This is a genomic window from Flavobacterium sp., from assembly GCF_039930565.1.
Lineage (GTDB): Bacteria > Bacteroidota > Bacteroidia > Flavobacteriales > Flavobacteriaceae > Flavobacterium.
In genome coordinates this window covers 1-24,519 of the sequence record NZ_JBDTTP010000062.1, presented here as the reverse complement: position 1 = coordinate 24,519, position 24,519 = coordinate 1, and the positions used below count along the sequence as shown (strand labels likewise).

22 protein-coding genes and 1 pseudogene are annotated in these 24,519 nt (G+C 34.8%); 12 read left to right on the top strand and 11 right to left on the bottom strand.

Translation table 11 applies throughout. The features are described from left to right. Together ABI657_RS14475 and ABI657_RS14470 are read left to right on the top strand one after the other, a co-directional pair. Nucleotides 1-84, top strand: a pseudogene (locus ABI657_RS14475) (uroporphyrinogen-III synthase); the annotation flags it as partial. Nucleotides 85-219: 135 nt separating this feature from the next. Then, the gene (locus ABI657_RS14470; protein WP_348097978.1) at nucleotides 220-690 is read left to right on the top strand and encodes an Lrp/AsnC ligand binding domain-containing protein; all 471 of its coding nucleotides are present in this window, start codon (nucleotides 220-222) and stop codon (nucleotides 688-690) included. A gap of 114 nt (nucleotides 691-804) precedes the next feature. On the opposite strand, the gene ABI657_RS14465 is transcribed toward ABI657_RS14470, so the two are convergent. From ABI657_RS14465 to ABI657_RS14445, 5 genes are all read right to left on the bottom strand, one after another. Then, entirely contained in the window at nucleotides 805-1,491 is a 687-nt protein-coding gene (locus ABI657_RS14465; RefSeq protein WP_348097977.1) for a zinc metallopeptidase, read from the bottom strand. Between the two features lie 204 nt (nucleotides 1,492-1,695). Continuing rightward, nucleotides 1,696-2,292: a hypothetical protein gene (locus tag ABI657_RS14460; protein WP_348097976.1), complete on the bottom strand. Its 597-nt coding sequence runs from the start codon at nucleotides 2,290-2,292 to the stop codon at nucleotides 1,696-1,698. Beyond that, nucleotides 2,282-2,752, bottom strand: coding sequence for an RNA polymerase sigma factor (locus tag ABI657_RS14455; RefSeq protein ID WP_348097975.1), 471 nt, complete (start codon nucleotides 2,750-2,752; stop codon nucleotides 2,282-2,284). Before ABI657_RS14455 ends, ABI657_RS14460 begins: the two co-directional genes overlap by 11 nt. After that, nucleotides 2,752-3,600 (bottom strand): alpha/beta hydrolase, encoded by an 849-nt coding sequence (locus ABI657_RS14450; RefSeq protein ID WP_348097974.1) that lies wholly within the window; start codon nucleotides 3,598-3,600, stop codon nucleotides 2,752-2,754. Before ABI657_RS14450 ends, ABI657_RS14455 begins: the two co-directional genes overlap by 1 nt. A 360-nt stretch (nucleotides 3,601-3,960) precedes the next feature. Beyond that, nucleotides 3,961-7,467 carry a class I tRNA ligase family protein gene (locus ABI657_RS14445; protein WP_348097973.1) on the bottom strand — a complete coding sequence of 1,169 codons (3,507 nt, stop codon included), beginning with the start codon at nucleotides 7,465-7,467 and terminating at the stop codon, nucleotides 3,961-3,963. Nucleotides 7,468-7,675: 208 nt separating this feature from the next. On the opposite strand from ABI657_RS14445, the gene ABI657_RS14440 reads away from it, so the two are divergent. The 5 genes from ABI657_RS14440 to ABI657_RS14420 all read left to right on the top strand — a co-directional run bounded on the left by ABI657_RS14440 (nucleotide 7,676) and on the right by ABI657_RS14420 (nucleotide 10,955). Further along, the gene (locus ABI657_RS14440) at nucleotides 7,676-8,551 is read left to right on the top strand and encodes a permease-like cell division protein FtsX (RefSeq protein ID WP_348097972.1); all 876 of its coding nucleotides are present in this window, start codon (nucleotides 7,676-7,678) and stop codon (nucleotides 8,549-8,551) included. A gap of 31 nt (nucleotides 8,552-8,582) precedes the next feature. Further along, entirely contained in the window at nucleotides 8,583-8,825 is a 243-nt protein-coding gene (locus tag ABI657_RS14435) for a DUF3098 domain-containing protein (RefSeq protein WP_348097971.1), read from the top strand. An 86-nt stretch (nucleotides 8,826-8,911) separates the two neighbouring features. Next, nucleotides 8,912-9,709 carry an undecaprenyl-diphosphate phosphatase gene (locus ABI657_RS14430; RefSeq protein WP_348097970.1) on the top strand — a complete coding sequence of 266 codons (798 nt, stop codon included), beginning with the start codon at nucleotides 8,912-8,914 and terminating at the stop codon, nucleotides 9,707-9,709. Beyond that, entirely contained in the window at nucleotides 9,709-10,398 is a 690-nt protein-coding gene (truB, locus tag ABI657_RS14425; RefSeq protein WP_348097969.1) for a tRNA pseudouridine(55) synthase TruB, read from the top strand. The genes ABI657_RS14430 and truB overlap by 1 nt, the downstream gene beginning before the upstream one ends. A 26-nt stretch (nucleotides 10,399-10,424) precedes the next feature. Continuing rightward, nucleotides 10,425-10,955 carry a hypothetical protein gene (locus tag ABI657_RS14420; protein WP_348097968.1) on the top strand — a complete coding sequence of 177 codons (531 nt, stop codon included), beginning with the start codon at nucleotides 10,425-10,427 and terminating at the stop codon, nucleotides 10,953-10,955. A 398-nt stretch (nucleotides 10,956-11,353) separates the two neighbouring features. Here ABI657_RS14420 and ABI657_RS14415 read toward each other — a convergent pair whose 3' ends face one another. Continuing rightward, complete coding sequence (locus ABI657_RS14415) at nucleotides 11,354-11,971, bottom strand: thioredoxin family protein (RefSeq protein ID WP_348097967.1); 618 nt, start codon at nucleotides 11,969-11,971, stop codon at nucleotides 11,354-11,356. Nucleotides 11,972-12,155: 184 nt separating this feature from the next. On the opposite strand from ABI657_RS14415, the gene pyrH reads away from it, so the two are divergent. From pyrH to ABI657_RS14400, 3 genes are all read left to right on the top strand, one after another. After that, on the top strand, nucleotides 12,156-12,863 hold the full coding sequence (gene pyrH, locus ABI657_RS14410) for a UMP kinase (protein WP_194617724.1): 708 nt from the start codon (nucleotides 12,156-12,158) through the stop codon (nucleotides 12,861-12,863). Between the two features lie 157 nt (nucleotides 12,864-13,020). Continuing rightward, nucleotides 13,021-13,584 (top strand): ribosome recycling factor, encoded by a 564-nt coding sequence (gene frr / locus ABI657_RS14405; protein WP_348097966.1) that lies wholly within the window; start codon nucleotides 13,021-13,023, stop codon nucleotides 13,582-13,584. A gap of 118 nt (nucleotides 13,585-13,702) precedes the next feature. Beyond that, a complete protein-coding gene (locus ABI657_RS14400) occupies nucleotides 13,703-16,198 on the top strand; it encodes a DUF5686 family protein (RefSeq protein ID WP_348097965.1) in 2,496 nt (831 codons plus the stop codon). Nucleotides 16,199-16,509: 311 nt separating this feature from the next. Here ABI657_RS14400 and ABI657_RS14395 read toward each other — a convergent pair whose 3' ends face one another. The 5 genes from ABI657_RS14395 to ABI657_RS14375 form a co-directional block, all read right to left on the bottom strand. Beyond that, complete coding sequence (locus ABI657_RS14395) at nucleotides 16,510-18,780, bottom strand: cation:proton antiporter (protein WP_348097964.1); 2,271 nt, start codon at nucleotides 18,778-18,780, stop codon at nucleotides 16,510-16,512. Between the two features lie 111 nt (nucleotides 18,781-18,891). Then, nucleotides 18,892-19,611 carry a response regulator transcription factor gene (locus ABI657_RS14390; RefSeq protein ID WP_348097963.1) on the bottom strand — a complete coding sequence of 240 codons (720 nt, stop codon included), beginning with the start codon at nucleotides 19,609-19,611 and terminating at the stop codon, nucleotides 18,892-18,894. Continuing rightward, nucleotides 19,574-20,335, bottom strand: a complete 762-nt coding sequence (locus ABI657_RS14385; RefSeq protein ID WP_348097962.1) for a histidine kinase — start codon at nucleotides 20,333-20,335, stop codon at nucleotides 19,574-19,576. The genes ABI657_RS14390 and ABI657_RS14385 overlap by 38 nt, the downstream gene beginning before the upstream one ends. A gap of 18 nt (nucleotides 20,336-20,353) precedes the next feature. Beyond that, nucleotides 20,354-20,944, bottom strand: coding sequence for a hypothetical protein (locus ABI657_RS14380; protein WP_348097961.1), 591 nt, complete (start codon nucleotides 20,942-20,944; stop codon nucleotides 20,354-20,356). 14 nt (nucleotides 20,945-20,958) lie between these two features. Beyond that, a complete protein-coding gene (locus ABI657_RS14375; protein WP_348097960.1) occupies nucleotides 20,959-21,288 on the bottom strand; it encodes a multidrug efflux SMR transporter in 330 nt (109 codons plus the stop codon). A gap of 177 nt (nucleotides 21,289-21,465) precedes the next feature. Here ABI657_RS14375 and ABI657_RS14370 point away from each other — a divergent pair, with 177 nt between their 5' ends. Then, nucleotides 21,466-23,832, top strand: a complete 2,367-nt coding sequence (locus tag ABI657_RS14370; protein ID WP_348097959.1) for an efflux RND transporter permease subunit — start codon at nucleotides 21,466-21,468, stop codon at nucleotides 23,830-23,832. A 341-nt stretch (nucleotides 23,833-24,173) separates the two neighbouring features. Beyond that, nucleotides 24,174-24,519, top strand: a 346-nt coding sequence (locus ABI657_RS14365) for an OB-fold nucleic acid binding domain-containing protein (RefSeq protein WP_348097958.1), incomplete at its 3' end; no start/stop codon positions are given.

The following is a 24,519-nucleotide window of genomic DNA, read 5'->3' as shown; positions in this document are numbered from 1 at the left end:
GATATTCTTGCTCCAACTCCTGAAACTCCTTCTATGACAATGGCTTTAGAAAAATATATTGTAGAAGCAAACAAAGGAAAATAATCCTATATAAAATCTATTATAATTCCAAATTTCAACTTAGCTGTTGAAATTTGGAATTTTTATTTACAACCATTTTAACTACATTTGATTCTTATTGTAAACCAAACTACAAGAATTAGTTTCAAATATCAAGTTATGAAAATCAACTCCCTTATTATTGAAATTGACGGTATCGACAAGGAAATTCTTCGCTATTTAATGGATGATGCCCGAAAACCTATTTTACAAATCGCTAATAAAATAGGAATCTCGGGAGCTGCCATTCATCAGCGTTTAAAAAAACTGGAAACCTCCGGTGTGATTTCAGGCTCAAAATTTACCGTAAATCCTAAAGTTTTAGGGTATAACACCATGGCGTTTATAGGAGTGTATCTCGACAAGGCCTCAAGAAACTCTGAAGCCGTAAAAGATTTAAAGAAGATTCCTGAGGTTTTGGAATGCCATTATACAACAGGAAACTGGTCGGTTTTAATTAAGATTATCTGTCGCGACAACGAACATTTGATGCAGCTTTTAAATACCAAAATTCAGGCAATTGAAGGTGTTTCAAGAACTGAAACATTTATTTCACTGGATCAGCAGATTGACAGGCAGATTCAGTTGTAATTAGATAATTTGTCAATTTGATAATTAGATAATTTTTTAAATGCCATAACAAAAAGCCGGATAGATTAAAATCTCTCCGGCTTTTATATTGACTTAATTATCTCAATTATCAAATTAGTTCCTCCTGCTTCCCGAATAAATCGAGATATAATACAACAACGTCGCAATTGAACCTATTGCAGCTACTACATACGTTCTTGCCGCCCACTTTAAAGCATCTTTAGCTCCCGCCTGTTCTTGTTGGGTCAGCATATGTTTATTTTCCAGCCATGCTAATGCCCTATTACTTGCATCGTATTCAACTGGTAAGGTTATAATTGTAAACAAGGTTGTAGCGGCAAAAATCACTATTCCCACTAATAATAATTGCGGAAAAGTCCTGATCATCAGAATTCCGGCCAGTAAAATCCATTGCACATAATTGGATGCCACACTCACGATCGGAACTAATGCAGATCGCATTGTCAGCCACTCGTAACCAATAGAATGCTGCACAGCATGACCACATTCATGAGCTGCAACCGCCGCAGCTGCCGCATTTCGATGATTATAAACTGCTTCACTTAAATTAACAGTTTTATCCGCCGGGTTATAATGATCCGTCAATTGTCCCGGAGTCGAGATTACGCGAACGTCACGAATTCCATTATCAGCCAGCATTTTTTCTGCAATTTCCCTTCCGCTCATTCCGTTTTGCAATTGCAATTTTGAGTATAGTTCGAACTTACTTTTTAATCTTGAACTTATTAACCAGCTGAGCAACATAATTGCTCCGGCAAGTATTAAATATCCACTTCCCATATTTATATTTTAATTTAATTATTTACTATCCAAAACAACCAACAATTTACGAACCATTTTTGTAAAATGCCAAAACGACATTGAATTTTAGACTTTAATTATGAAATAGCCCAAAACTCATATTTTAAACCTATGAGATCAATTAAAAAATTCCAAACCCATATAAATTGGAATTTGGAATTTTAAAAATATATGTTTTTAATATTATAAATCTGAATTCAGTTGTTTGTTGACATCCTCAAATTTTCCAATAAGATTATTTATTTTATCTTCTTGCTTCTTAATTTGTTTCGGACGTAAATAAAACCAATTAAAAGCAATCCAAAGCAATGTTACACCATAGGTAATCAACGCATAAAAAAGAGTCATTCTTGAAGCGTATTCATACATATACAAACATATTCCGGAAAGAAGCATAACAAAATACCAGCTTAATAGGGTAGACTGCATAAATTGCTGTTTTCTTTTAATTAAAATCAATTTTTGCAGGTATTCCTGATTGGTTTGACTTGTATCAATATCCTTATAAATTTTCAATAAGCCATTATAAACCACTACATAAATTAACATTGCAAGAATCATCAGAACGATTCCTATTTTAGACGAAATAAACTGTGGCTGATAATGATACCAGACAAAAAGAATAAAAGCACTTGTAGCAAAAAGCAAAATATTTGTTTTCCATAAAGAACGTACACCTGCTTTTTTAAATTGTTTTAGCCTTGCTGTCAAATCCTCTATATCGGACTGACTTACGCTTTGTTTTTTCCACAAATCTTTAAAATCTATATTATTTTCCATTTTCTTTAAATTTTTGAGTCAGTTTTTCTTTTATCCTGTGAATTTTCACTCGCACGTTGGCTTCAGACAGCCCGACGATTTTAGCGATTTCTGCCTGTTTCAGATCTTCCAGTTCCAGTGAAATAATGATACGTTCTGTTTCAGGCAACTCTGCAATACATTTATACAGAAACTGAATCTGCGGTTCAATCGAAGTTTGTTTTTCTTCGCTCAGATGTATCGGTAAATCCGATTTCGGAAAACGTTTTTCTTTTTCAATCTGCCTTAAGCAATTGTTAGAAGCAATCCTGAAAATCCAGGTTCCTATTCCCGAATCGTTTCTAAAAGTTTCCAGCTTCTGCCAGACGATTATAAAAGTTTCCTGAGCGAGATCCTGCGCAATATCGTAATCGTTCACAAAACCCATACAAAGCCTGAATATCCTGTCCCAGTACGTTTTGTAGATATCTTCAAACTCCATTATTTCGATTTTATAAAGTTGTTTAATTGCTGTAAATACCATTCTGTATCATCGTACATAATAAAATGCAGTCCTTTGTCGGCATATTGAAGATTGGCGGTTTTCAGATTTTTATATTGTTCTTCGATAGCAGGTTTTAAATTTACGAAATACGATTCAAGCAATATTAATGCTGGACATTTTATAGTACTTATTTTATTTCTTAAATCGGTATTCGAAAAATCGCAATACATTTCGGCAAAGGTTTTTCGGTCTGATTTCACACTCCAACTAATAATCAAATCTTGTTTTGAAGTATTTTCAACCAATCTTGGAATACCCATTTTCTGCATATCATAAAACTGACTGTCAGACATTCCTGCCATTTGAGTGATCATAGGCGAACAGTCATTATTTTCTTTTGATTTGAAAGAAGGATCCATCAGCGCTGCCAAACTTGGCAATGCATCTACAACCACAATTTTCGAAATCAGTTCCGGATAATCAGCAGCAATGGCAAGAGCCAGTCCGCCTCCCATGCTATGACCTATGATAATCGGTTTTTCAATTTTGTTTGCTTTGATGTAATGGGCAATTTCTGTTTTCCAATTTTCAAATGTTATAACTCCTTGTGGTTGTACTCCTGCAAATCCTGCCATGGTAAGCGTATAGCAGGTAAAATCTTTTTCAAAGTTAGTTTTGGTTTCATTCCACACCTCACCTGAAGACGCAAATCCGGGAATAAAAATAATTGCTTGTTTCCCTTTTCCGGTTTTGACAACCTCAAACGGATACGATTTTGTTTGTGCAAAAACATTTAAACATAATACTGAAAACAAAAGGGTGCTAATTAAAATATTCTTTTTCATTTTTAATAGTTTTAAATTGTTATTTAATCGGATCCGCCCTTTGGATACGAGAACTATTAAAATGTTACAGCGGAAATTAAAATTTCAATAAAAAATTCCAAATTCCAATATTAGAGTCGCGTTTCAACTGCAGAGTGCTTGATTTTTTTCTCGAATATACGCGAAATAGTAAGTTTTTATTTACGATTTTATTATTATGAGGAACGAAGCAATCACACTAACAAGCTTAAAAAACATACTAAATAAGATTGCTTCGTTCCTCGCAAAGACATAAAATGAGATTATTATAAAAACAGAAAATCCCAAACCCCAACAAAAGTTGGAATTTGGAATTTATAAGATATTGGAATTTAAAATTAATTATCCGACAAGGTTAATTATCTTTCCCGGAACAATAATCACTTTATTTGGAGTTTTTCCTTCTAATTGTTTTTGCGTCCTTTCGTCTTTCATGACGATTTCTTCAATTTGTTCTTTGGTTAAATCCAAAGGCAATTTGATGGTAAAACGCATTTTTCCGTTGAAAGAAACCGGATATTCTTTTTCAGATTCAACCAAATGTTTTTCTTCAAAAACCGGGAAAGCAACTGTCGAAATAGAACTTGTATGTCCTAACAAACTCCATAATTCCTCAGCAATATGCGGTGCATAAGGCGAAATCACGATTGCCAAAGGTTCTAAAATCGCACGTGAATGACAATTTTGAGTTGACAATTCATTTACACAAATCATAAACTGAGAAACCGAAGTATTGAAAGAGAAATTCTCAATATCATCCGCTACTTTTTTGATTGTTTTGTGTAATGATTTTAAAACCTCCCCAGACCCCTCCGAAGGAGGGGAGTCCGAAACGTAAAACGAGTCATCTGGGCCTGAATGATAGAGTCTCCATAATTTTTTAAGGAAACCAAAAACTCCGGAAATTCCGGCGGTATTCCAAGGTTTTGCCTGTTCTAACGGACCTAAAAACATTTCGTATAAGCGTAATGTATCAGCACCATATTCGTTACAAATATCATCCGGAGTTACTACATTGTATTTTGATTTTGACATTTTTTCTACTTCGCGACCAACGATGTATTTTCCGTTTTCTTCAGTGATAAATTCTGCATTGGCGTAATCTTCTCTCCAAGCTTTGAATTTTTGAACATCTAATTCATCAGAAGAATTAACCATTGAAACATCTACATGAATATCATTAAATACAACACCAACAATTTTATTAATTTGTTCCTCATTTAATTTACTCTTCAAATTTTCTTTAACTAAATCAACAAGAAAATTTTCAGAAAATTTTGATTCAGAAACAATTTTATTTCGAACAGATTTAGAAACAAAAATATTTGTGGTTTTTAAAAAATCTTGATTATCAATAGTTGCAGCAACTACTCTATAAACAAAAGCACTAGTCCCCAAAATCATTCCCTGATTAATCAGTTTTTTGAATGGTTCTTCGGTTGGGGCAAAACCTTTGTCTTTTAAGAATTTATTCCAAAAACGGGAATACAATAAGTGTCCGGTTGCGTGCTCGCTTCCGCCAATGTATAAATCTACACTTTCCCAATACGCCAAAGCTTCTTTACTGGCAAATTTGTCTTCGTTATGTGCATCCATATAACGCATCCAATACCAGGAACTTCCTGCCCAACCTGGCATGGTATTTAATTCTAAAGGAAAAATAGTAACCTCCCCCGACCCCTCCGAATGAGGGGAGAGTAGTTCGTTCGAAACCACTTTATTGTTTACCGTGTCCCACGCCCAAACTGCTGCATTTCCTAAAGGTGGCTGACCGTCTTCGGTTGGTAAATATTTCTCAACTTCCGGTAAAATAATTGGCAAATGCTGTGCATCGATCATTTTTGGCAAACCGTTTACATAATATACCGGGAAAGGTTCTCCCCAATAACGCTGACGTGAAAATACGGCATCTCGCAAACGGTAATTGGTTTTTCCGGTTCCCTGCTCAATTATTTCTAATTTGGCAATCGCTTTTTGCGCAGCGTCTTTATAATTTAATCCGTTTAGGAAATCAGAATTGGCAATCTCCACATTGTCTTTCGAACCGTAAGCTGCCTCAGAAATATCAACATTGGCGAAGATATTTTTGATTTCCGGCATTCCGTTCTGGCCTTTAAAGAAATTAGCAAAAGCGTAATCTCTTTCGTCTCCGCAAGGAACTGCCATTACAGCACCCGTTCCGTAAGCTGCCAAAACATAATCCCCAATCCAAACCGGAATGGGTTCTTTCGTAAAAGGATGTTCTGCATACGCTCCGGTAAATACTCCAGAAATCGTTTTTACATCGGCCATACGCTCACGCTCTGAACGTTTTGCTGTTTTTTCGATATACGCTTCAACAGTTGCTTTTTGTTCCGGAGTTGTAATTTTTGCAACCAAATCGTGTTCCGGCGCTAAGGTCATAAAGGTTACTCCGAAGATGGTGTCGGGGCGGGTTGTGAAGACGTCTATAAACCTCACCCCCTGCCCCTCTCCAGTGGAGAGGGGAGTTTGCTGCTCTTTATCTTTAAAAGAATTTCGCGTGCTTAATTCTTCTTTTATCTTCGATAAAACTTCTTTAATATTATTTAAAACTTCTTCGTTATTGAATCTAATAAATTTAAAAAGATGTTTTTGCTCTAACTCTAAAGTTCGCAGTTCATCTAATTCAATTTGTTCATTTGTATTGTGGTATCCTCCGTCAAGTTCGATAATTAACTTTTTTTCCAGACAAACAAAATCAACAATAAAATTACCAATATAATGTTGTCTTCTAATTTTAAACCCTAAGTTCGAATTCCGAACTTCCTGCCAAAGCATATCCTCAGCCTCAGTTGGATTTTTGCGGTTTTCCCTGGCATTCCCAACCAGTTGCGAAGCAATAGAAGCATTAGCTGTCATATATCCTTTGGCAACAGCTTGGCTCCCCTCTCCACTGGAGAGGGGCTGGGGGTGAGGTTTTACAGCAAACGAAACCATCGCGCCTACAGATTTTCCGATCCAGTTTCTTTGAGATTCTTTTATAGACTCACTCCAGTCGATATCATTTAAACCCTGAAGCAAACGTTCGGCATAAGCAGAAATTCGCATACTCCATTGTGTCATTTTTTTTCTGATGACAGGGTAACCTCCACGCTCTGAAACGCCGTTTACGATTTCGTCATTTGCCAAAACAGTTCCTAAACCGGGACACCAGTTCACTTCGGTTTCTGCCAGATAGGTTAATCGGTATTGTAAAAGGATTTTTTCCTGTTCATCAGCTGAAAAGGCATTCCATTCCTCTGATGAAAAAGAAATAATGTTATCATCAGAAACTGCATTTACATTGGCGTTTCCATCATTTTCAAAAATGGTAACCAAATCCGCAATATCTTCTGCCTTGTCTGAAAGTTTATTGTACCACGAATTGAACAGCTGAATAAAAATCCACTGGGTATGTTTGTAATAATCCGGATTTGACGTACGAACTTCACGGCTCCAGTCAAAAGAAAACCCAATTTTATCCAATTGTTTACGGTAACCCGCAATTTCTTTTCCTTCCTTATCAACTCCACCGTCAATATTTACGCGTGTTGTGTCTTCCGGACGTTGTCCTGTCTGGATGGCATATTGCTCTGCCGGCAATCCAAAACTGTCATAACCCATTGGATGCAAAACATTAAATCCCTGATGTCTTTTGAAACGGGAATAAACATCTGAAGCAATATAACCCAGCGGATGCCCAACGTGTAATCCCGCTCCAGATGGATAAGGAAACATGTCTAAAACATAATGCTTCGGTTTTTCAGAATTGTTTTTGGCAGCAAAAGTTTGGTTTTCAGCCCAGTATTTTTGCCATTTAGCGTCTATTTCGTTTGGATTGTATTTCATTCCCTGTTTTAATTTTTATTTTGATAGTGTCATGCTTTGGCTTAACTCAAGTCATTCCTGTTTTTGAGTTGCTAAGCGAATGAGTAACTAAGTTTCTAAGTTTTAAGTCCGCAAATTTACATTTATTGTACGAAAGTTAAAAGTTTGACCGTTATTAACTTCAAATAAAGAAATTGTTTATTATTTTTACCACAAATTAAAGCAAACTATGAGTTCTAACTTCGATAAATTTCAAAAACGCAGGTTAATTTCCTCTTATTTTTCGGTTGTATTAAGTGTATTTCTGGTATTGTTCCTTTTGGGAGTACTGGGATTATTCATTATCAATTCTAAAAAACTGGCCAATGATTTCAAAGAAAAAATCGCCATGACGGTTTTCTTTAAAAACGAAGCTACAGATAGTGTTACCAAAGCATTTGATACCGAATTGAAAAAAGCTCCGTTTGCAAGATCATATGTTTATGTTACCAAAGAAAAGGCGGCAAAAGAGCATACGGATATTATTGGAGAAGATTTCCTGACCTTTTTAGGAGAAAACCCATTATTGAATTCATATGATATTCATTTAAAAGCTGATTATGTGGAGAGAGACAGCATACTTAAAATTGAAAGTAAGCTGCGTAAAAACACCATGATTGAAGATATTGTCTATGACAAACAATTGGTCAATTTAGTGAATGACAACATCAAAAAAGTGAGTATGTGGATTTTGATCATCAGTGGTTTTCTTGCAGTAATTGCGGTTTTATTAATCAACAGTTCATTACGTTTATCAATACATTCCAACAGATTTATTATCAAAACCATGCAAATGGTGGGTGCGACAAAAGCCTTTATACGTAAACCTTTTGTAATGCGCAGCGTAAAATTAGGAATGCTGGGAGCCGGATTGGCAATTATTGCCTTAATTGCTCTTTTGCTTTATGTAGAAAACAATTTCCCCGGATTAGGAATTATGGAAGACAAAGCTTTAATCGGATTGGTTTTACTGGCTGTTTTTGGACTTGGTGTTTTAATTACCTGGTTAAGCACGCACTTTGCCACACAACGCTTCCTGAATTTAAGAACTGACGATCTGTATTAATACGTTTTCACAAACAACACAATTATTAGCAATGAAAAATAATAACGAAGAACAAAAACAGGAATTTCTTTTTGAAGGCATTAATTACAAAATCTTATTGATTGGAATTGCTGTTATTGCACTAGGATTTATTTTAATGTCTGGTGGAGGAAGTGATGACCCGAATGTTTTTAACGAAGAAGTTTTTAATTTTAGACGTATCAGACTGGCTCCCACAACCGTTTTAATTGGTTTTGGAATCACGATTTATTCTATCTTCAAAAAATCTAAATAGACTTTACTTAGAACCTAAGCGATCTTAGATTTTAGGCAAAATATTTCTAAGAAGTCCAAATCTAATGATCTGAAAATCTAATTTTAATGAACACATTACAAGCTATTGTTCTTGCCATTATTGAAGGAATTACAGAATTCTTACCTGTATCCTCAACTGGTCACATGATTATTGCCTCTTCTTTTTTTGGGATTGCACAAGAAGATTTTACCAAACTTTTTACGATTGTTATTCAGCTTGGTGCTATACTGTCAGTTGTGGTTTTATATTTCAAACGCTTTTTTCAAACCCTTGATTTTTATTTTAAACTTTTAGTTGCTTTTATTCCGGCTGTAGTTTTAGGATTATTATTAAGTGATTTTATTGATGGCTTACTTGAAAATCCGGTTACCGTTGCGGTTTCTTTATTAATTGGAGGATTAATTTTATTAAAAGTTGACGAATGGTTCAATAATCCCAATATAGCAGAAACTTCTCAGGAAATCACTTATTTACAAGCTTTTAAAATTGGATTATTTCAATGTTTGGCTATGATTCCCGGAGTTTCCAGAAGTGGTGCCAGTATCGTGGGGGGAATGTCTCAAAAACTATCCAGAACGACAGCTGCTGAATTTTCATTTTTTCTTGCAGTTCCAACCATGTTAGGCGCAACGGTAAAAAAATGTTACGATTATTATAAAGCAGGATTTGAATTATCGCATGATCAAACTAATTTATTAATTATCGGAAATGTTGTGGCCTTTATTGTAGCACTATTGGCTATTAAAACTTTCATCGGATTCTTAACGAAAAACGGTTTTAAAATTTTTGGTTATTATCGCATAATCGCCGGAATCCTTTTATTGGTGATTCACTTTTTCATTCACCCGCTTACTATACTATAATGACTAGTGAAGAATATTTAGACGGACAGGTTTTACTTATAGACAAACCTTTAAAATGGAGTTCGTTTCAGGCAGTCAATAAATTAAAATACCTTTTAATCAATAAAGTTGGGCTTCCCAAAAAATTCAAAATTGGTCACGCCGGAACATTAGACCCTTTGGCGTCCGGATTATTATTAATCTGTACCGGAAAATTCACCAAACGAATTTCTGAACTTCAGGGACAGGCTAAAGAATATACCGGGACCTTTTATATCGGAGCCACTACTCCATCGTATGATCTGGAAACAGAAATCGATGCCGTCTTTCCAACTGAACATATTCACGAAACTTTGATTCATGAAACCGTAAAACAGTTTTTAGGCGAAATCGATCAAAAGCCGCCTATTTTTTCAGCTATAAAAAAGGATGGTGTACGCTTATACGAACATGCCCGTGCTGGAGAAACAATCGAAATTGCCAGTAGAAAAACTACGATTAATGAATTTGAAATTACGAGAATCGCTTTGCCGGAAATTGATTTCAGGGTTGTCTGTAGCAAAGGGACTTACATTCGTTCGTTAGCTTATGATTTTGGAAAAGCCATGAATTCCGGATCGCATTTGACCGCTTTGCGCAGAACCAAGATTGGCGATTACGATGTAAAGGATGCAATTGATGTTACTTTGTTTGAAGAAAACCTACAATAAATAATGTTTTACAGGAACCGGAAATTATGAAATACTACTTACTTATTATTTTATCATTTCTTTTGACGAATTCTGTAATTCATGCTCAGGAAAGAAAATTCACTTATATCCAGTTTGATATTGCGATTTCAATAACAGGGAATCCTGACCGGGAAGAACCTGAGGCTTATGCAGGAGAAAAAAAGCCTTTTTTAATTCCTAACGCAATCGGATCCAGTTTAGGTTATGGAGTACATTACAAACAATGGCTCACTTTAGGAATTCATAGTGGCCTTGATTGGAAATGGAATGACAAACTGGTTGCCGTTCCTGTGTATATAAATTTTGGATTAAGTCCGAAGATTGCTGAAGGCACCCGAATCACTATGCAATTAGGCTACGGAAAAGGATTTGCAATAGGTCGTGGTAATTTGAATGGCGAATACAAAAAAGCAAGGCTGGGTCTAACAGCAGACGATACCACTTTATTTATCGAAGTAACGGACTACGGTTTTCCTTTGCACGATTATAAAACCGTAGGCAGTTTAAGTTTTGGGGTTTCCTTAATTAGTTTTTAAAAATAATAATCCATTCGAATTATTGTTTTATTCCATATAAATCAAAATTGCTTTTTATTAGCTAAAAGCAGAATAAAAAAAGCACATCACTATGTCTTTTGTAATGTGCTTGCAATCGTAGTAAAGTATAATTCATACTTGTGAATTAATAATGAGGTACATTTTTTCCTCCAAACAATTCTCTCGAAAAAAAATCATAAAATCTTTCGAATAATTTTTTCATAATAGTGCATTTTAATAATTAAACATTAAATAAACACCAATAGAGTAAATCATAAATAATAGAAGCGGGCTTTATTACGCACAAGTTACAAAAAAACACAATACTTTTACTACATTTTTAAATTTAACACATTTAATATCAGTTAATTAACAAATTTTTAAGATTTAGTATTTAATCACAATCTATTATATTTAATATCATCCATGATCTGCATGAGTTCGTTTTGCACTGAAATCCCTTTATCAGCCAAATACCACAATTGCAAATCGGTTTTTATTTTATCATCAATCACACCAAATTCTTTTTTGTAAGCAGTGATGAGTTCAGAAGCTCCTTTTGGTCTTGGCCCCCAATCGGTACGTACGATACCGGCTTCTTTACAGATTACAATTATTTTCGGTATTGCTCTTCCGCCGTTGGTCAGGTATTGATTCATTAATTCTTCATTTTCATCACGCAGTACGATTCGCAGATCCACTTTTTTATCAGATGCAAAAGCCATTTTATTTATAATGGGAAGAATTTGTGCCGCATCACCACACCACCCTTCAGAGATAACCATCCAGATATAATGATTGTCTAAATTTTGTAGTTTTGAAATGACATCTTCTGAAATAAAAATTGTTTTTTCAAGCCTGTTCATTCGGGCTTCATTTAGTTTGGAATAGTTCGTCAGACTCTCAGATTGTTGATGTCCGGTTGATTTTCCTTCAGATAATAAATCGGTAATTAATTTTCTATATTCAACATAAGAATAACTATTGAATAAGGCTTTAGCTACAATACTTTTCATACTAGTTTGTTTTGAATTCTATAAATCTACAAATTTTAAAAAAGAAGAGACTGATAAATATCACATTCAAAAAAATAATATCAGGAAACTTTACAATTAAACGCAAAAAGAAAGATTAATTTTTTAAAACCCTATTTTAAAAAATCAGAATATGTCTATATTTGCACAAACAAACGCAACAAACATGAAATATAAAAGAATTCTTCTAAAGCTAAGTGGCGAAGCCTTGATGGGTGACTTACAATACGGAATTGACCCTAAAAGATTAGCCGAATATGCTGAAGAAATTAAACAAATTCACAGTAAAGGAGTAGAAATTGCTATTGTTATTGGAGGAGGAAATATTTTTAGAGGAGTTGCGGGAGCAAGTGCCGGTATGGATAGAGTACAAGGCGATTATATGGGTATGCTGGCGACTGTTATAAACGGAATGGCCTTGCAGGGGGCTCTGGAAGACAAAGGAATGAAAACGCGTTTGCAGACTGCCCTTAAAATGGAATCTATTGCAGAACCCTATATCAAAAGAAGAGCTGACCGCCACCTTGAAAAAGGACGAATTGTAATTTTTGGTGCTGGAACCGGTAACCCTTATTTTACAACTGATACAGCAGCTGTTTTAAGAGGAATAGAGATTAATGCAGATGTTATTTTAAAAGGAACACGCGTAGATGGAGTTTACGATTCTGACCCCGAAAAAAATGCATCCGCAGTAAAATTTGATATGATTTCGTTTGATGATGTTTTGAAAAAAGGATTAAATGTAATGGACACAACTGCTTTTACATTAAGCCAGGAAAACAAATTACCAATCGTTGTTTTTGATATGAACAAAATTGGGAACTTATTGAAAATTTGTGAAGGCGAAAACATTGGAACTGTAGTAAACGTATAGATTGCAGGAGTTAAGAATTTAAATTATCAGGGATGTCTAAATTTTGATAATCCTTTAATATTAAAAAAATAAAAATCATATTAGTTAGTATAATTAGATGGTCATGTTTTTTAGAAGCTATAAACTTAATCATCTAAAAATCTAAAAATCTAAAAAAATGAGTGAAGAAATAGATTTTATATTAGAAAGTACTGAAGAATCAATGAATGGTTCGATTGCACATTTAGAGAAAGAATTTTTAAATATTCGTGCCGGAAAAGCATCACCAGCCATGTTGGGAAGTGTTTTTGTAGATTATTACGGGTCAGCCACACCGCTTTCACAAGTGTCAAAAATAAGTGTTCCTGATGCTCGAACAATCACCTTGCAGCCGTTTGAAAAAAACATGCTCCAAACCATTGAAAAAGCAATTATGATTGCCAATATTGGTTTTAATCCGATGAATAATGGTGATGTAATTATTATCAGCGTTCCGCCTTTGACCGAAGAGCGCCGAAGGGATTTGGCAAAACAGGCAAAATCCGAAGCTGAAGATGCTAAAATTGGCATTCGCAATTCGCGTAAAGATGCCAATACGGATATTAAAAAACTGGAAAAAGAAGGAACTTCTGAGGATCTTTGCAAATCTGCAGAAGAAGAAGTCCAGAACTTAACGAATGCCTATATTAAAAAAATTGATGAATTATTGGCTGCTAAGGAAGCCGAAATCATGAAAGTATAACTTTATTCGCAATAAAATAAAAATCCGTTTAGTTAAATTGTACTGGACGGATTTTTTTATTGTTATTTTTGCCATACCAAAATCATATTCTTTCCGTTTAGAAACTATATTACTCAGTATGAAGCTATTTTGTTTTTTGATGTTGTTTTTTACGCTTACCCTACAAGCGCAATTTCAAATAAACGGAATTGTAAACGATTCCAATAACAAACCTCTCCCGTTTGCCACAATCACAACTCCAGATAACACCAGTACCGTAACAGATGTTGACGGAAAATTCATGCTCTCATCAAAATCAGCAATAATTTCGTTTACGGTTTCTTATGTCGGATTTAAAACCAAAACTATCAATGTAAGCAGTGACAAAAAATTCTATTCGGTTACACTCTTTCAAAAGACAGATGATTTACAAGAAGTTATTATTTCAAATGAAAATCCTGCCTTAGCAATTTTACGAAAGGTAATTGCCAATAAAAACAATAATAATCCGCAAAAAAAACTGAGTAGTTTTGAATACAAAACCTATAACAAACTTACAGTTACCGCAAACCCCGACTCTATTGACGGAAGAATAGATTCCTTAGCCGTTTATAAAGATCTGAACAAAAAGAAAATCAATATTGATTCTTCCGATTATAAGTTCAAGGAAATAATTAGCAAACAGCATTTGTTCCAGACTGAAAAAGTATCTCAATACCAGTTTGAAAACAATAAACTCAAAGAAACAATCCTGGGTACAAAAATGGCTGGTTTTAAGCAGCCGGTTTACGAAATAATTGCTTTCAACCTGCAGTCCATTTCTATTTACGACCCAAAATATGAGTTATTGGAAACCAAATATGAAAGTCCAATTTCCAACAATGCATCAAAAGATTACAATTACAAAATATTGGATACTGTAAACATAAAAGGCCGCAACGCCTACATGATTTACTTTAAAAACAAACAAAAAAGGAAAGCATCCGGTTTAGAAGGTGTTCTTTATATCGATCAGGAAAGTTTTGCTGTCGCCAAAGCTGTAATGCGAATAAAAGGGGTTCTGGACATTAGCGGAATCCATGAGTTTACTTACGTTCCTGAAGAAAAAATCTGGTTTCAGAGCAATACCACTTTCAAAATTGTAAAAGGAAAAAATGACGAGGATATTAAAATCCTTAGCGGAACTATTCTTTTTGATGCTGATGCCGAAGAAAATTATCACCCAAGAAAAAAAGTAGCGTCTGATTTTACTTATCTACTGTCTGAAAGCAACAATTTTGACATCCAATACAATACAAATCCGGAAATAAAAAATCCCGCACACTACATTGAAATTAAAGAAGAAGCCAGCAAACAAACGGATGATTTTTGGAAAATATACCGAAAACAGGATCTGGATCCAAGAAGCCAAAAAACGTATCTGACTCTTGACAGTCTTTCTGTCAAAAAAAGGGTAGAAAGACGCTTAGGAATTGGGCGGAAAATCATCAACGGTTTTTATCCGATTGGACCGGTTGACCTTGATCTAAAAAAAATCATCAGTTTTAATAATTATGAAGGTTTCAGGCTCGGTCTTGGCGGCATTACAAACGATCGCTTCGCTAAAAATTTTCGTCTTGAAGCCTACACAGCCTACGGAACCAAAGATGGTGTTTTTAAATACAGTACGGGTGGAGGAGTTTTAGTTGACAAAAACACGAATACCTGGATGAATCTTTATTACACCGATGATGTCAGGGAAATTGCCAGTACTGTTTTTGCAGTCGATAAACGTGTTTTTAAAATTTATGATCCACGCCCAATCAACATTAGTACTTTTTATGAATACTCAGGCTGGAGAGGCAATATTCAGACCCGGATCATTCCCAAAACCGAAGCGGTTTTAGAACTTTCAAGAAATCACATCGAACCAAAATTTGATTATATTTTTAACCTGAACGGAAAATTATATTCCAGCTATGTTATGACTACGGCAATGATTTCGCTTGTATGGTCACCCTTCAGTAATTTCATGCAGACACCAACCGGCAGAATCGAATCAGATAAGCAATTCCCAAGATTTACTTTTCAATACACGCAAACATTACCCAATGTTTTAGACAATGATTTTTCATTTGGCAAAATAGATTTTAAGGCAGAGTATGAACAAAAATACCTGAACCGTCAAAAAACCAGTTTGCTTTTACAGGGAGGGCTTGCAATGGGAGACATTCCGCTCACCCATTTATACAATACCGGCCCCAATAACCTTACCAAAGAAACGGTCACACAACGTATCACATTTTCGGGAAGAAACAGCTTTGAAACCATGTATTTTAACGAATTTTTCTCCAGTCAATATGCCATGTTCCAGATCAAACATGGTTTTGACCGCATTACACTTTTCAAAAAAGTCCGTCCTTCGTTAGTGTTGGTTACCCGAATGGCGTGGGGAAATATGAAAAATCCGGAACAACATGCGGGTCCGTTGTACAAAACATTAGACAAAGGTTATTTTGAATCCGGAATAGAACTCAACAAAATTTATAAAGGATTAGGTCTAGGCGGATTTTACAGATATGGTCCTAATCAACTTTTGAAAGTAGAAGACAATATTGCTGTTAAAATTTCCTATGTTCTTGATTTGGGATTATAAAAACCTCATCTATTCTAGTATCATCATAATTTCCATAAGCTGTTTCCTGCTGTCCGCTATATCTTTTATGCCGAACCCCGGCACAAAAGGATGCCTCTCCCATCAGGGCTAAGGATTTAGGTTTCATAAGAATTAAATTCCAAAAATAAATCCCAAATCTAAAGTCCGCTTTGTCAATTCCGAGGAACGAGGAATCTCCATTAGAGGCTCGACAAAGATTGGCGATTCTCTGAATAGAGTTACTTACGGAGATTCCTCGCTCCTCGGGAATGACAATAAAGCGTGGTAAAATAAAATGCACAAAACAAAATCTATGGTTTCAAAATCAAAACCGAAGGCGTATTGTTCAGCCAGATACTTTGTGATTCAATTAGCTTTTTCCAGCTGTCAAGACTAATAATCATCATGTTCTGACTTTCCAAAAACTCTTTTTTAATCGTTCTGTCATTCATAATCATAATATGATTTGGGGCAATTTGTTCTATTGAACGAATACTTTCCTGAATATCACGGGTACTTTTTACTTCTCCGCTGGCATCTAAAACCGTAATTTGCGATCCGTTATTATTGATTAACTTCTTAGCATATTCAATCAAAAAAGCATCTTGCTCACTAAAAACAGGCATGAAAATCTGATTGACTTCTTCCAAATCCTTATCAATAAAAATCCCGACCGGCATTTTGCTTTTTGCAATAATTTGACGTGTTCTTTCATCAAAGGGAGAATTTTCGAACAACCCTTCTTTTCCTGTAAACTTATCAATTAAACGATCAGGATTCACAATCCGGGTAGTAAAACCAAGTATTTTCCCCAGCAAAGTTCCGTCAAAAATAGATTGCCCTAAACCAACCAATAACAGATCGTATTCTCCCTGATTGGCTGTATCGATAATATCTGTATCAATGTCATTGGTCACTTTAAAGACACTTATCATATTCTGATTCAGACGTTCGGATTCTTCTATTACCGGAACCAGCATTTTTCGTTCCTGATCTTTTACATCAAACGAATGCATCTCTGTACTTAATGACAAATGCATCGCCGTAACAATCGAATTATCAGGTTGCTTTTTAACTAAACTATTGGCAAGCTTTAATAATTTTTTTCCCTTTTCAGGAGTTCCAAATGAAAGCAGAATTTTATACTTACTTTTATTGCTAATTTCCTGCGGAATAGCGGTTATTTTATCCTTAAAAATATAGCCTATAAAATCAAGTGCCGGACCCGTCATAAAAGTGGTTACCAGGGCCATGATAACCATCATCGTGAAAATTTCTGTCGAAAGCACTCCTAAATCATATCCAATATTTAAAACCACCAATTCCATCAATCCGCGAGTATTCATCAAGGCCCCGATGGCTAAACTGTCTTTCCAGTTTTGTCCTACGAATTTTGCTGCCAAAGCACTTCCAAAGAATTTCCCAACAACCGCAACCGCAATAATTACCGCTGTCACTTTCCATAAATAAGGGTCGTTCAACAAGCCAATTTGTGTACGCAAACCAGTAAATACAAAGAATAAAGGTAACAAAACGATAATAGAAATATCTTCTACCTTCTCTATAAAAATATTTCTGAATCTATTGTTTTCAGGCATAATAGCACCCGCTAAAAACGCACCAAACAAAGCGTGAATTCCAATTAGTTCTGAAGCGTAGGAAGACAACAAAAGTGTTATAAAAAAGATTGCCACTACGGGTTTGTTCAAACTTTCGCGGGTCGAATTCAAATCCCCTACTCTTTTCAGGAATGGACGCACTACCTTAAGCATGATAATTACATATAAAATAGCTAGTCCTATAACATACAAAGCACTTGTAAACGATCCTGCTTTTACTAGTGCAATTACAACGGCAAGAATACACCATGCTGTAATATCATCTGCGGCCGCACAAGTTATGGCAATAGTACCCAGTTTTGTTTTTTGCATACCGCGTTCCTGAACAATTCTTGCCAAAACCGGAAAAGCAGTTATACTCATCGCAATTCCCATGAACAAACCAAATGAGGCAAATTCTACGCCTTCAGGTGCAAAAGTACCGTAAATGAAATACGCTAAAGATAATCCCAGGGCAAACGGAATGACAATACTGGCATGACTAATAACCACCGATTCGTGCGCTTTATTTTTAAGGACTTTTAAATCCAGTTCCATTCCAATAACGAACATAAAAAGAATTAACCCAATCTGACTTAAAAATTGCAGGTTCCCTAAAGATGCTGTCGGAAATAAAGCGGCTGAAAATTCAGGAAAATACATTCCGACCAAAGAAGGCCCTAAAACGATTCCGGCAATCATTTCGCCGATTACGGAAGGCTGGCCGATTTTTCTAAAAATCCAGCCGAATAAACGCGCTACTAAAATAATAGCAACAATCTGGGCTAGCAAAATGGCCAAAGGATGCTGCAAATTTTCAACCATAGAATGAAGAAAGTCATTCCAATGATTACCTTCTGTTTTTTTCTGAACTATTCCACGGCCAAATTCCAGCGAAGCGCCTTTTGAGATTACCCAATATATAAGTGCAGTAAAACCACCAATAACAGTAACGTAGAATAAAGAATTTTTAATATTATTCATAACCCGTATTTTAAATTATGGGGTAAATATCAGCACTGAAATTTTAGTGAAAAAGTAAATTTACAGCTAATTTTCAATCTATGTAACAAGTCCGGAAAACTTTGTAATAAGTTAGATTTTGACCTTCTTCAAAAATTCGGAACGATAGGTCCCGCTTAGAATTAAGGTACTGATTTTGTCATTTTTTTCTAAATGATGCAAAACAATTTCGTTGTGGTTAAAAAACTTAATTGCTTTTACCGCTATGATTTCTTTTTTATTGATTCGGCAAAAATCAGCTTCAGGCAATTCCTTTAGAAGTATATCAAATTTTACGTTTTTTAAATTCAGAAAACTGCCGTCAGAAAGCAAGACGGTCTTGTCGCGGCTGTCACTTGCTGCGGTTTTGACATACTCAATCTGATTAAAATACAACAAGGTTTTTCCTTTGTCTGTATTTAGCTGTATGAATTTCTTAGCAGCATCCGGTTTATGAAATCGCTTAAAAGCTTTTGAGATTGCTTTTTGAAGCCGCTCCATTTTTACTGGTTTTGTAATGTAATCTACGGCATCAATATTAAAAGCATCAGCCGCATACTCTTTGTGGGCAGAGCAAAAAATCACTAATTTATCCTGTAACATTCCTGCCAGATGTAAACCGTCTACTCCGGGCATTTCGATATCTGAAATCAATAAATCAAAATCCAGATTTGGAATTTCAGCAAGGAGTTTCTCCGGATTATTAAACGTCTTTACTATTTCTACTTCACGAATTTGTTCGCAAAGCATTTTTAGGTACGTCAATCCCGGCAATTCATCGTCCAGCAGCAAGCATTTCAGTTTTGTATCCAAGTAAATCTATTTTTAGATGGGCAGTGTAAATATCGTTTTCTACAAACCTTTCGAGCTTGAAGTTATTCTTATAAATAATGCGTAAACGGTGTTCCAAAGTTGTATTTCCTAAACCGCTTCGTTCTTTCTTCAACACCTTTTTATTAGAGATTTTGTTCGAAACTGTCATAAAAAAAGCATTGTCCTTAAACTCAAAAACTACCGAAATAAAAGCATCGGAACTTTGAAGATCAGCATGTTTAAAAGCATTTTCGATTAAATCGATAGAAATTAAGGGCGCCAGCAAAGGTTGATCGTATAGTTTATCCTCTTTATTGATGTTGGTTTTTATGTTCAACTCAAAAAGCGGGCTGATTTTAATTTTATTGATTTCGATTAAATTCAGTGCAAAATCAATTTCTTCTTTTGCAGTGACAAATTTCTTTTTGCTTTCGTATAAAATATAATCCAGTACATTCGCCAGTTTATCCAGAGCAAAATAAGTCTGATACGCATGAGACTGAATCGAATTCAGGATGTTCTTAAAAAGATGCGGATTCAGTTTAGATTCCAATGTTTCCAACTGCAGATCGTTGACTTTCATCTCAAGCGCATAAAAGCTTTTTTCGGCATCGTCTTTTGCTTTTTTAGACTGCATCAATTGGTACACCAGAAAGCAAAGCAGTACGATCAGCAATAAAATTATTGCCAGGAAGATAAACGTAATGGTATTGTTTTCCTGCATCCTTTTAGAAATTAAAGATTATTTATTTAATTCTTTTAAATCATTCAAATTAAATAATCCAATTAGAATTTTCAGATCCGATTGGCTTAATAATCTTTTATCGATAGTTACTACAGTAACGTGATTCTCTAATTGAAGAAAAATAAAATTTTTATAAATTCTGTAACTTGAAAATTTTATCCAATTTATCTTCATCTGAAAATCTAAACTTTTGTATTCAACATATTCTTCGTTAATATCAATTAAAAGTTCGTTGTCTGTTTCCAAAAATCTTTTAGAAGCTTTATCAGTATATGTTAAAAAAACCTTCTTTTTAAGTGAATTAAACCAAAGAAGCAAAATACCGCCAATAAACATAATTCCACCAAAAGCTTCTGCAACATGCCGATTTGAATAATGACTAATAGTAAGTATTTGAACATTTGATTCGGATTGTAACGATTCTGTTTTGGAAAACTCTTCTGAATGTATTGCTCCATAAACTGATATACCCAAACCTATAACAATTAATAAAATTGATAGTTTTAAGGATCTTCTTGAAGTTATTTTTAAAAGTACTTTATTTATTTCTAAAGTACTTTCACTTGCATTTACATATTTTACTTCCATTTATTTTAAATGAATTAATGACTGGAAACAAACTTCAACCCAATAATTGAAGCGATTAAGGTAGAAAGAAAAAAGATTCTCCAGAAAGTGGCCGGCTCTTTAAAAACAAAAATCCCAACCAAAACAGTTCCTACAGCACCAATTCCTGTCCAGACGGCATATGCGGTTCCAATTGGCAAACTTTGCGTGGCTTTATACAACAAAATCATACTGATTGTCAGGCATACAAAAAAACCTGCCATCCAATACGTTGCAATTATTCCTGTAGTTTCTTTGGCTTTGCCCAGACAAGAGGCAAATCCAACTTCAAAAAGACCTGCAATAATTAATAAAATCCAGTTCATTTTCTTTTCATTTTAATTTAAGTACAAATATGAGAAAAGCAAATGGAGGATTACACAAAACATCTAAATTTCCTAAAAATTAATCTGTTAATTAATGTTAACAAATCGCAAAAACAAAGGTCTTTGTAAATGATTTATAGCACTTTTCACTACATTTGCATCCATTTTACAGAATTTATGAAAAATACCATCCAAGTTGGATTTTGGGAAAAAATTGCCCGGATTATACTTAAAAACAGAATAACAATAGTAGTCGTTCTTATTGCTTTAACCATTTTCCTGGCTTTTCAATGGAAGAATCTGGCTATGACTTATACCGAAGCAAACTTGCTTCCTAAAGATCATATTGCCAATAAAGAATACCAAAAGTTTTTAGATAAGTTTGGTGAAGAAGGAAATCTAATCGTAATTGGTTTTAAAGATCCCAACTTTTTTACACCAAAAAATTACGCTGCCTGGAATGAATTAATGACAGGTTTAAAAAATTCTAAAGAAGTAGATTTAGTCGTTTCCTTAAATGATTTGAAGAAACTGGAAAAAGATACGGTTAACGAAAAATTCATTTTATCGCCGTTTATCAATCAGAGCAAAACACACGATCCTGCTTATTTAAAAAGTGTACAATATGATTTGTTTCATAATCTGCCTTTTTATGAAGGACTATTGTTTAATAAAGAAAGCGGCAGCGTGCGATCTGCCATTTACATCAACAAACAACTTGTAAACACAGCCGGAAGAAAAACGTTTATCCTTGAAAATTTAGTTCCGAAAATCGATAAATTCGAAAAAACTACCGGAGTTGATCTTCGCGTTTCGGGAATGCCCTACATTAGAACGATCAATGCGGATAATATGAAAGGTGAAATCGGACTTTTTATAGGTGCGGCTTTATTGACGGTTTCTTTAATTTTCTTTTTCTTTTTCCGTTCGTTCAGGGCTACTTTTATCTCGATCTGCATTTTAATTGTTGGGGTAATCTGGTCTTTCGGGACTTTGGGATTATTTCATTATAAAATCACGGTTTTAACAGCTATTATTCCGCCATTGATTATCGTAATCGGAATCACGAATTGTATTTTCCTGATTAATAAATACCAGCAGGAAATCAAACTGCACAGCAATCAGGCCAAAGCTTTACAGCGTATTATTTCTAAAATCGGAGTTTCGACTTTAATGACGAATCTTACCACGGCTATTGGTTTTGCCACTTTTATGATTACGGGTAACGATTTACTTTTTGAATTTGGTCTGGTGACTTCGATCAACGTAATTTCTGTTTATTTACTGACGCTTTTAATTGTGCCGATTGTGTACAGTTTTATGCCGATGCCCAATGAAAAACATTTGTACCACCTGACAAAAACATACATTTCGACTTTGCTGGATTTTGTTGAAAATATGGTAAAAAACAAACGAAAAGTCATTTATACGATTTACGGATTGCTTTTGGTTTTTAGTGTAATTGGAGTTTCGCAGATGAAAGTTTCCGGAAGTCTGATTGGTGAAATGCCAAAAAGCGCTTCCTTTTTTAAAGATATCTTATTTTACGAAAAAGAATTCAACGGCGTTATGCCACTCGAAATAATGATTGATACCAAACATAAAAAAGGTGTCATGAAGTTATCGACCATGCGTAAAATGGACGAATTGCAAAACACCATTGCTTCTATGCCGGAATTGTCTAAACCGGTTTCGGTTGTGAATTTGGTTAAATATTCGAAACAGGCTTTTTATAACGGAAACCCGGAATATTATCAATTACCAACTTCGCAGGAACAGACTTTTATTTTATCGTATGCTAAAAATGCAACGAAAAACAGTAAAGAAAATCTAATGAAAAGTTACGTTGATAAAACCGGACAATACGCACGAATCACGACTTTTATGAGAGATATCGGCACGGGCGAAATGGCAAAAGTAGAGAAAAAACTTCATGCGAAAATTGATGAAATTTTTCCTGCCGATCGCTATGAGGTTACCGTTACCGGAAAAGCACTGGTTTTCCAGAAAGGAACTTCGTATTTGGTAGACAACTTAATCGAATCGTTAATTTTTGCAATTTTGGTTATCGCTGCACTGATGCTGTACTTATTCCGATCTTTCAAAATGGTTTTTGCTTCGGTTATTACGAATATTTTACCGCTTTGCATCACTTCAGGATTAATGGGTTATTTTGGAATTCCGTTGAAACCGTCTACTATTTTGGTATTCAGTATCGCTTTTGGAATCTCGGTAGATAATGCGATTCAGTTTATGGCGAAATACAAACATGATTTATCACAAAATAACGGAAAAGTAAAAAAATCCGTTTTCAGTGCTTTAAGAGAAACCGGAATCAGTACTTTTTATACTTCGGTAGTTTTGATTTTAGGTTTTGCTACATTTACGCTTTCAAGTTTTAGTGGAACAATTGCTTTGGGCGGATTAATTTCATGCACTTTGGCGTTTGCGATGTTTGCGAATTTAGTGGTTTTACCGGCTTTGGTTTTGACTTTTGAAAAGAAAAAAGCAAAGAAAGAGGATTTGGAGAGTTTGGAAAGATAAACACAAATTTCACTAATTAGCACGAATTACATATTGACGAATCTTTTGTCAAAATTTTTAACTTGACAAAGTAAATGCACAAGCTTAGTCTTTGCGAGGAACGAAGCGATCTCACTTGTTAAATCAATTTTTTTAGTGCGGTTGCTTCGTTCCTCGCAATGACAAAAACTGGACTTTTGAAACCGATTGCCCTAGCCCTGATAGCAGCAGCATCCTTTTGTTGCTTTCTTTAAGCAACAAAAGATATAGCGGATAGCAGGAAACAGCTTCTAATTTTAATTATTATCGTTTATATTTGCAATTATTGAACAACAAAATATTTAATACCAATTTTATTAAAAATGAAACACACAAAAGTTAAAGACTTATTAAACAGTACTACGACGCTTCAGGAGGTTAATGCAAAAGGATGGGTGAGAACTTTTAGAAATAATCAGTTCATCGCTCTTAATGACGGTTCTACCATTAATAATATACAATGTGTTGTTGATTTTGAAAATACACCAGAGGAAACACTAAAAAGAATCACTACAGGAGCTGCGGTTTCTGTAATTGGAACTTTGGTGGAGAGTAAAGGCGCTGGTCAGAAATATGAAATTCAGGTTACTAAATTGGAAATCTTAGGAGATTCTGATGCGGAGAAATTTCCAATGCAGCCTAAAAAACATTCATTAGAATTTTTACGTG

Coding starts and splice junctions, on each gene's coding strand:
- ABI657_RS14400 (WP_348097965.1), top strand. CDS start 13,703: ATGAAGCTATTTTGTTTTTTGATGTTGTTTTTTACGCTTACCCTACAA.
- ABI657_RS14445 (WP_348097973.1), bottom strand. CDS start 7,467: ATGAAATACAATCCAAACGAAATAGACGCTAAATGGCAAAAATACTGG.
- ABI657_RS14375 (WP_348097960.1), bottom strand. CDS start 21,288: ATGAACTGGATTTTATTAATTATTGCAGGTCTTTTTGAAGTTGGATTT.
- ABI657_RS14435 (WP_348097971.1), top strand. CDS start 8,583: ATGAAAAATAATAACGAAGAACAAAAACAGGAATTTCTTTTTGAAGGC.
- ABI657_RS14385 (WP_348097962.1), bottom strand. CDS start 20,335: ATGCAGGAAAACAATACCATTACGTTTATCTTCCTGGCAATAATTTTA.
- ABI657_RS14420 (WP_348097968.1), top strand. CDS start 10,425: ATGAAATACTACTTACTTATTATTTTATCATTTCTTTTGACGAATTCT.
- ABI657_RS14415 (WP_348097967.1), bottom strand. CDS start 11,971: ATGAAAAGTATTGTAGCTAAAGCCTTATTCAATAGTTATTCTTATGTT.
- ABI657_RS14440 (WP_348097972.1), top strand. CDS start 7,676: ATGAGTTCTAACTTCGATAAATTTCAAAAACGCAGGTTAATTTCCTCT.
- ABI657_RS14455 (WP_348097975.1), bottom strand. CDS start 2,752: ATGGAGTTTGAAGATATCTACAAAACGTACTGGGACAGGATATTCAGG.
- frr (WP_348097966.1), top strand. CDS start 13,021: ATGAGTGAAGAAATAGATTTTATATTAGAAAGTACTGAAGAATCAATG.
- ABI657_RS14465 (WP_348097977.1), bottom strand. CDS start 1,491: ATGGGAAGTGGATATTTAATACTTGCCGGAGCAATTATGTTGCTCAGC.
- ABI657_RS14470 (WP_348097978.1), top strand. CDS start 220: ATGAAAATCAACTCCCTTATTATTGAAATTGACGGTATCGACAAGGAA.
- ABI657_RS14395 (WP_348097964.1), bottom strand. CDS start 18,780: ATGAATAATATTAAAAATTCTTTATTCTACGTTACTGTTATTGGTGGT.
- ABI657_RS14460 (WP_348097976.1), bottom strand. CDS start 2,292: ATGGAAAATAATATAGATTTTAAAGATTTGTGGAAAAAACAAAGCGTA.
- ABI657_RS14370 (WP_348097959.1), top strand. CDS start 21,466: ATGAAAAATACCATCCAAGTTGGATTTTGGGAAAAAATTGCCCGGATT.
- ABI657_RS14380 (WP_348097961.1), bottom strand. CDS start 20,944: ATGGAAGTAAAATATGTAAATGCAAGTGAAAGTACTTTAGAAATAAAT.
- pyrH (WP_194617724.1), top strand. CDS start 12,156: ATGAAATATAAAAGAATTCTTCTAAAGCTAAGTGGCGAAGCCTTGATG.
- truB (WP_348097969.1), top strand. CDS start 9,709: ATGACTAGTGAAGAATATTTAGACGGACAGGTTTTACTTATAGACAAA.
- ABI657_RS14450 (WP_348097974.1), bottom strand. CDS start 3,600: ATGAAAAAGAATATTTTAATTAGCACCCTTTTGTTTTCAGTATTATGT.
- ABI657_RS14430 (WP_348097970.1), top strand. CDS start 8,912: ATGAACACATTACAAGCTATTGTTCTTGCCATTATTGAAGGAATTACA.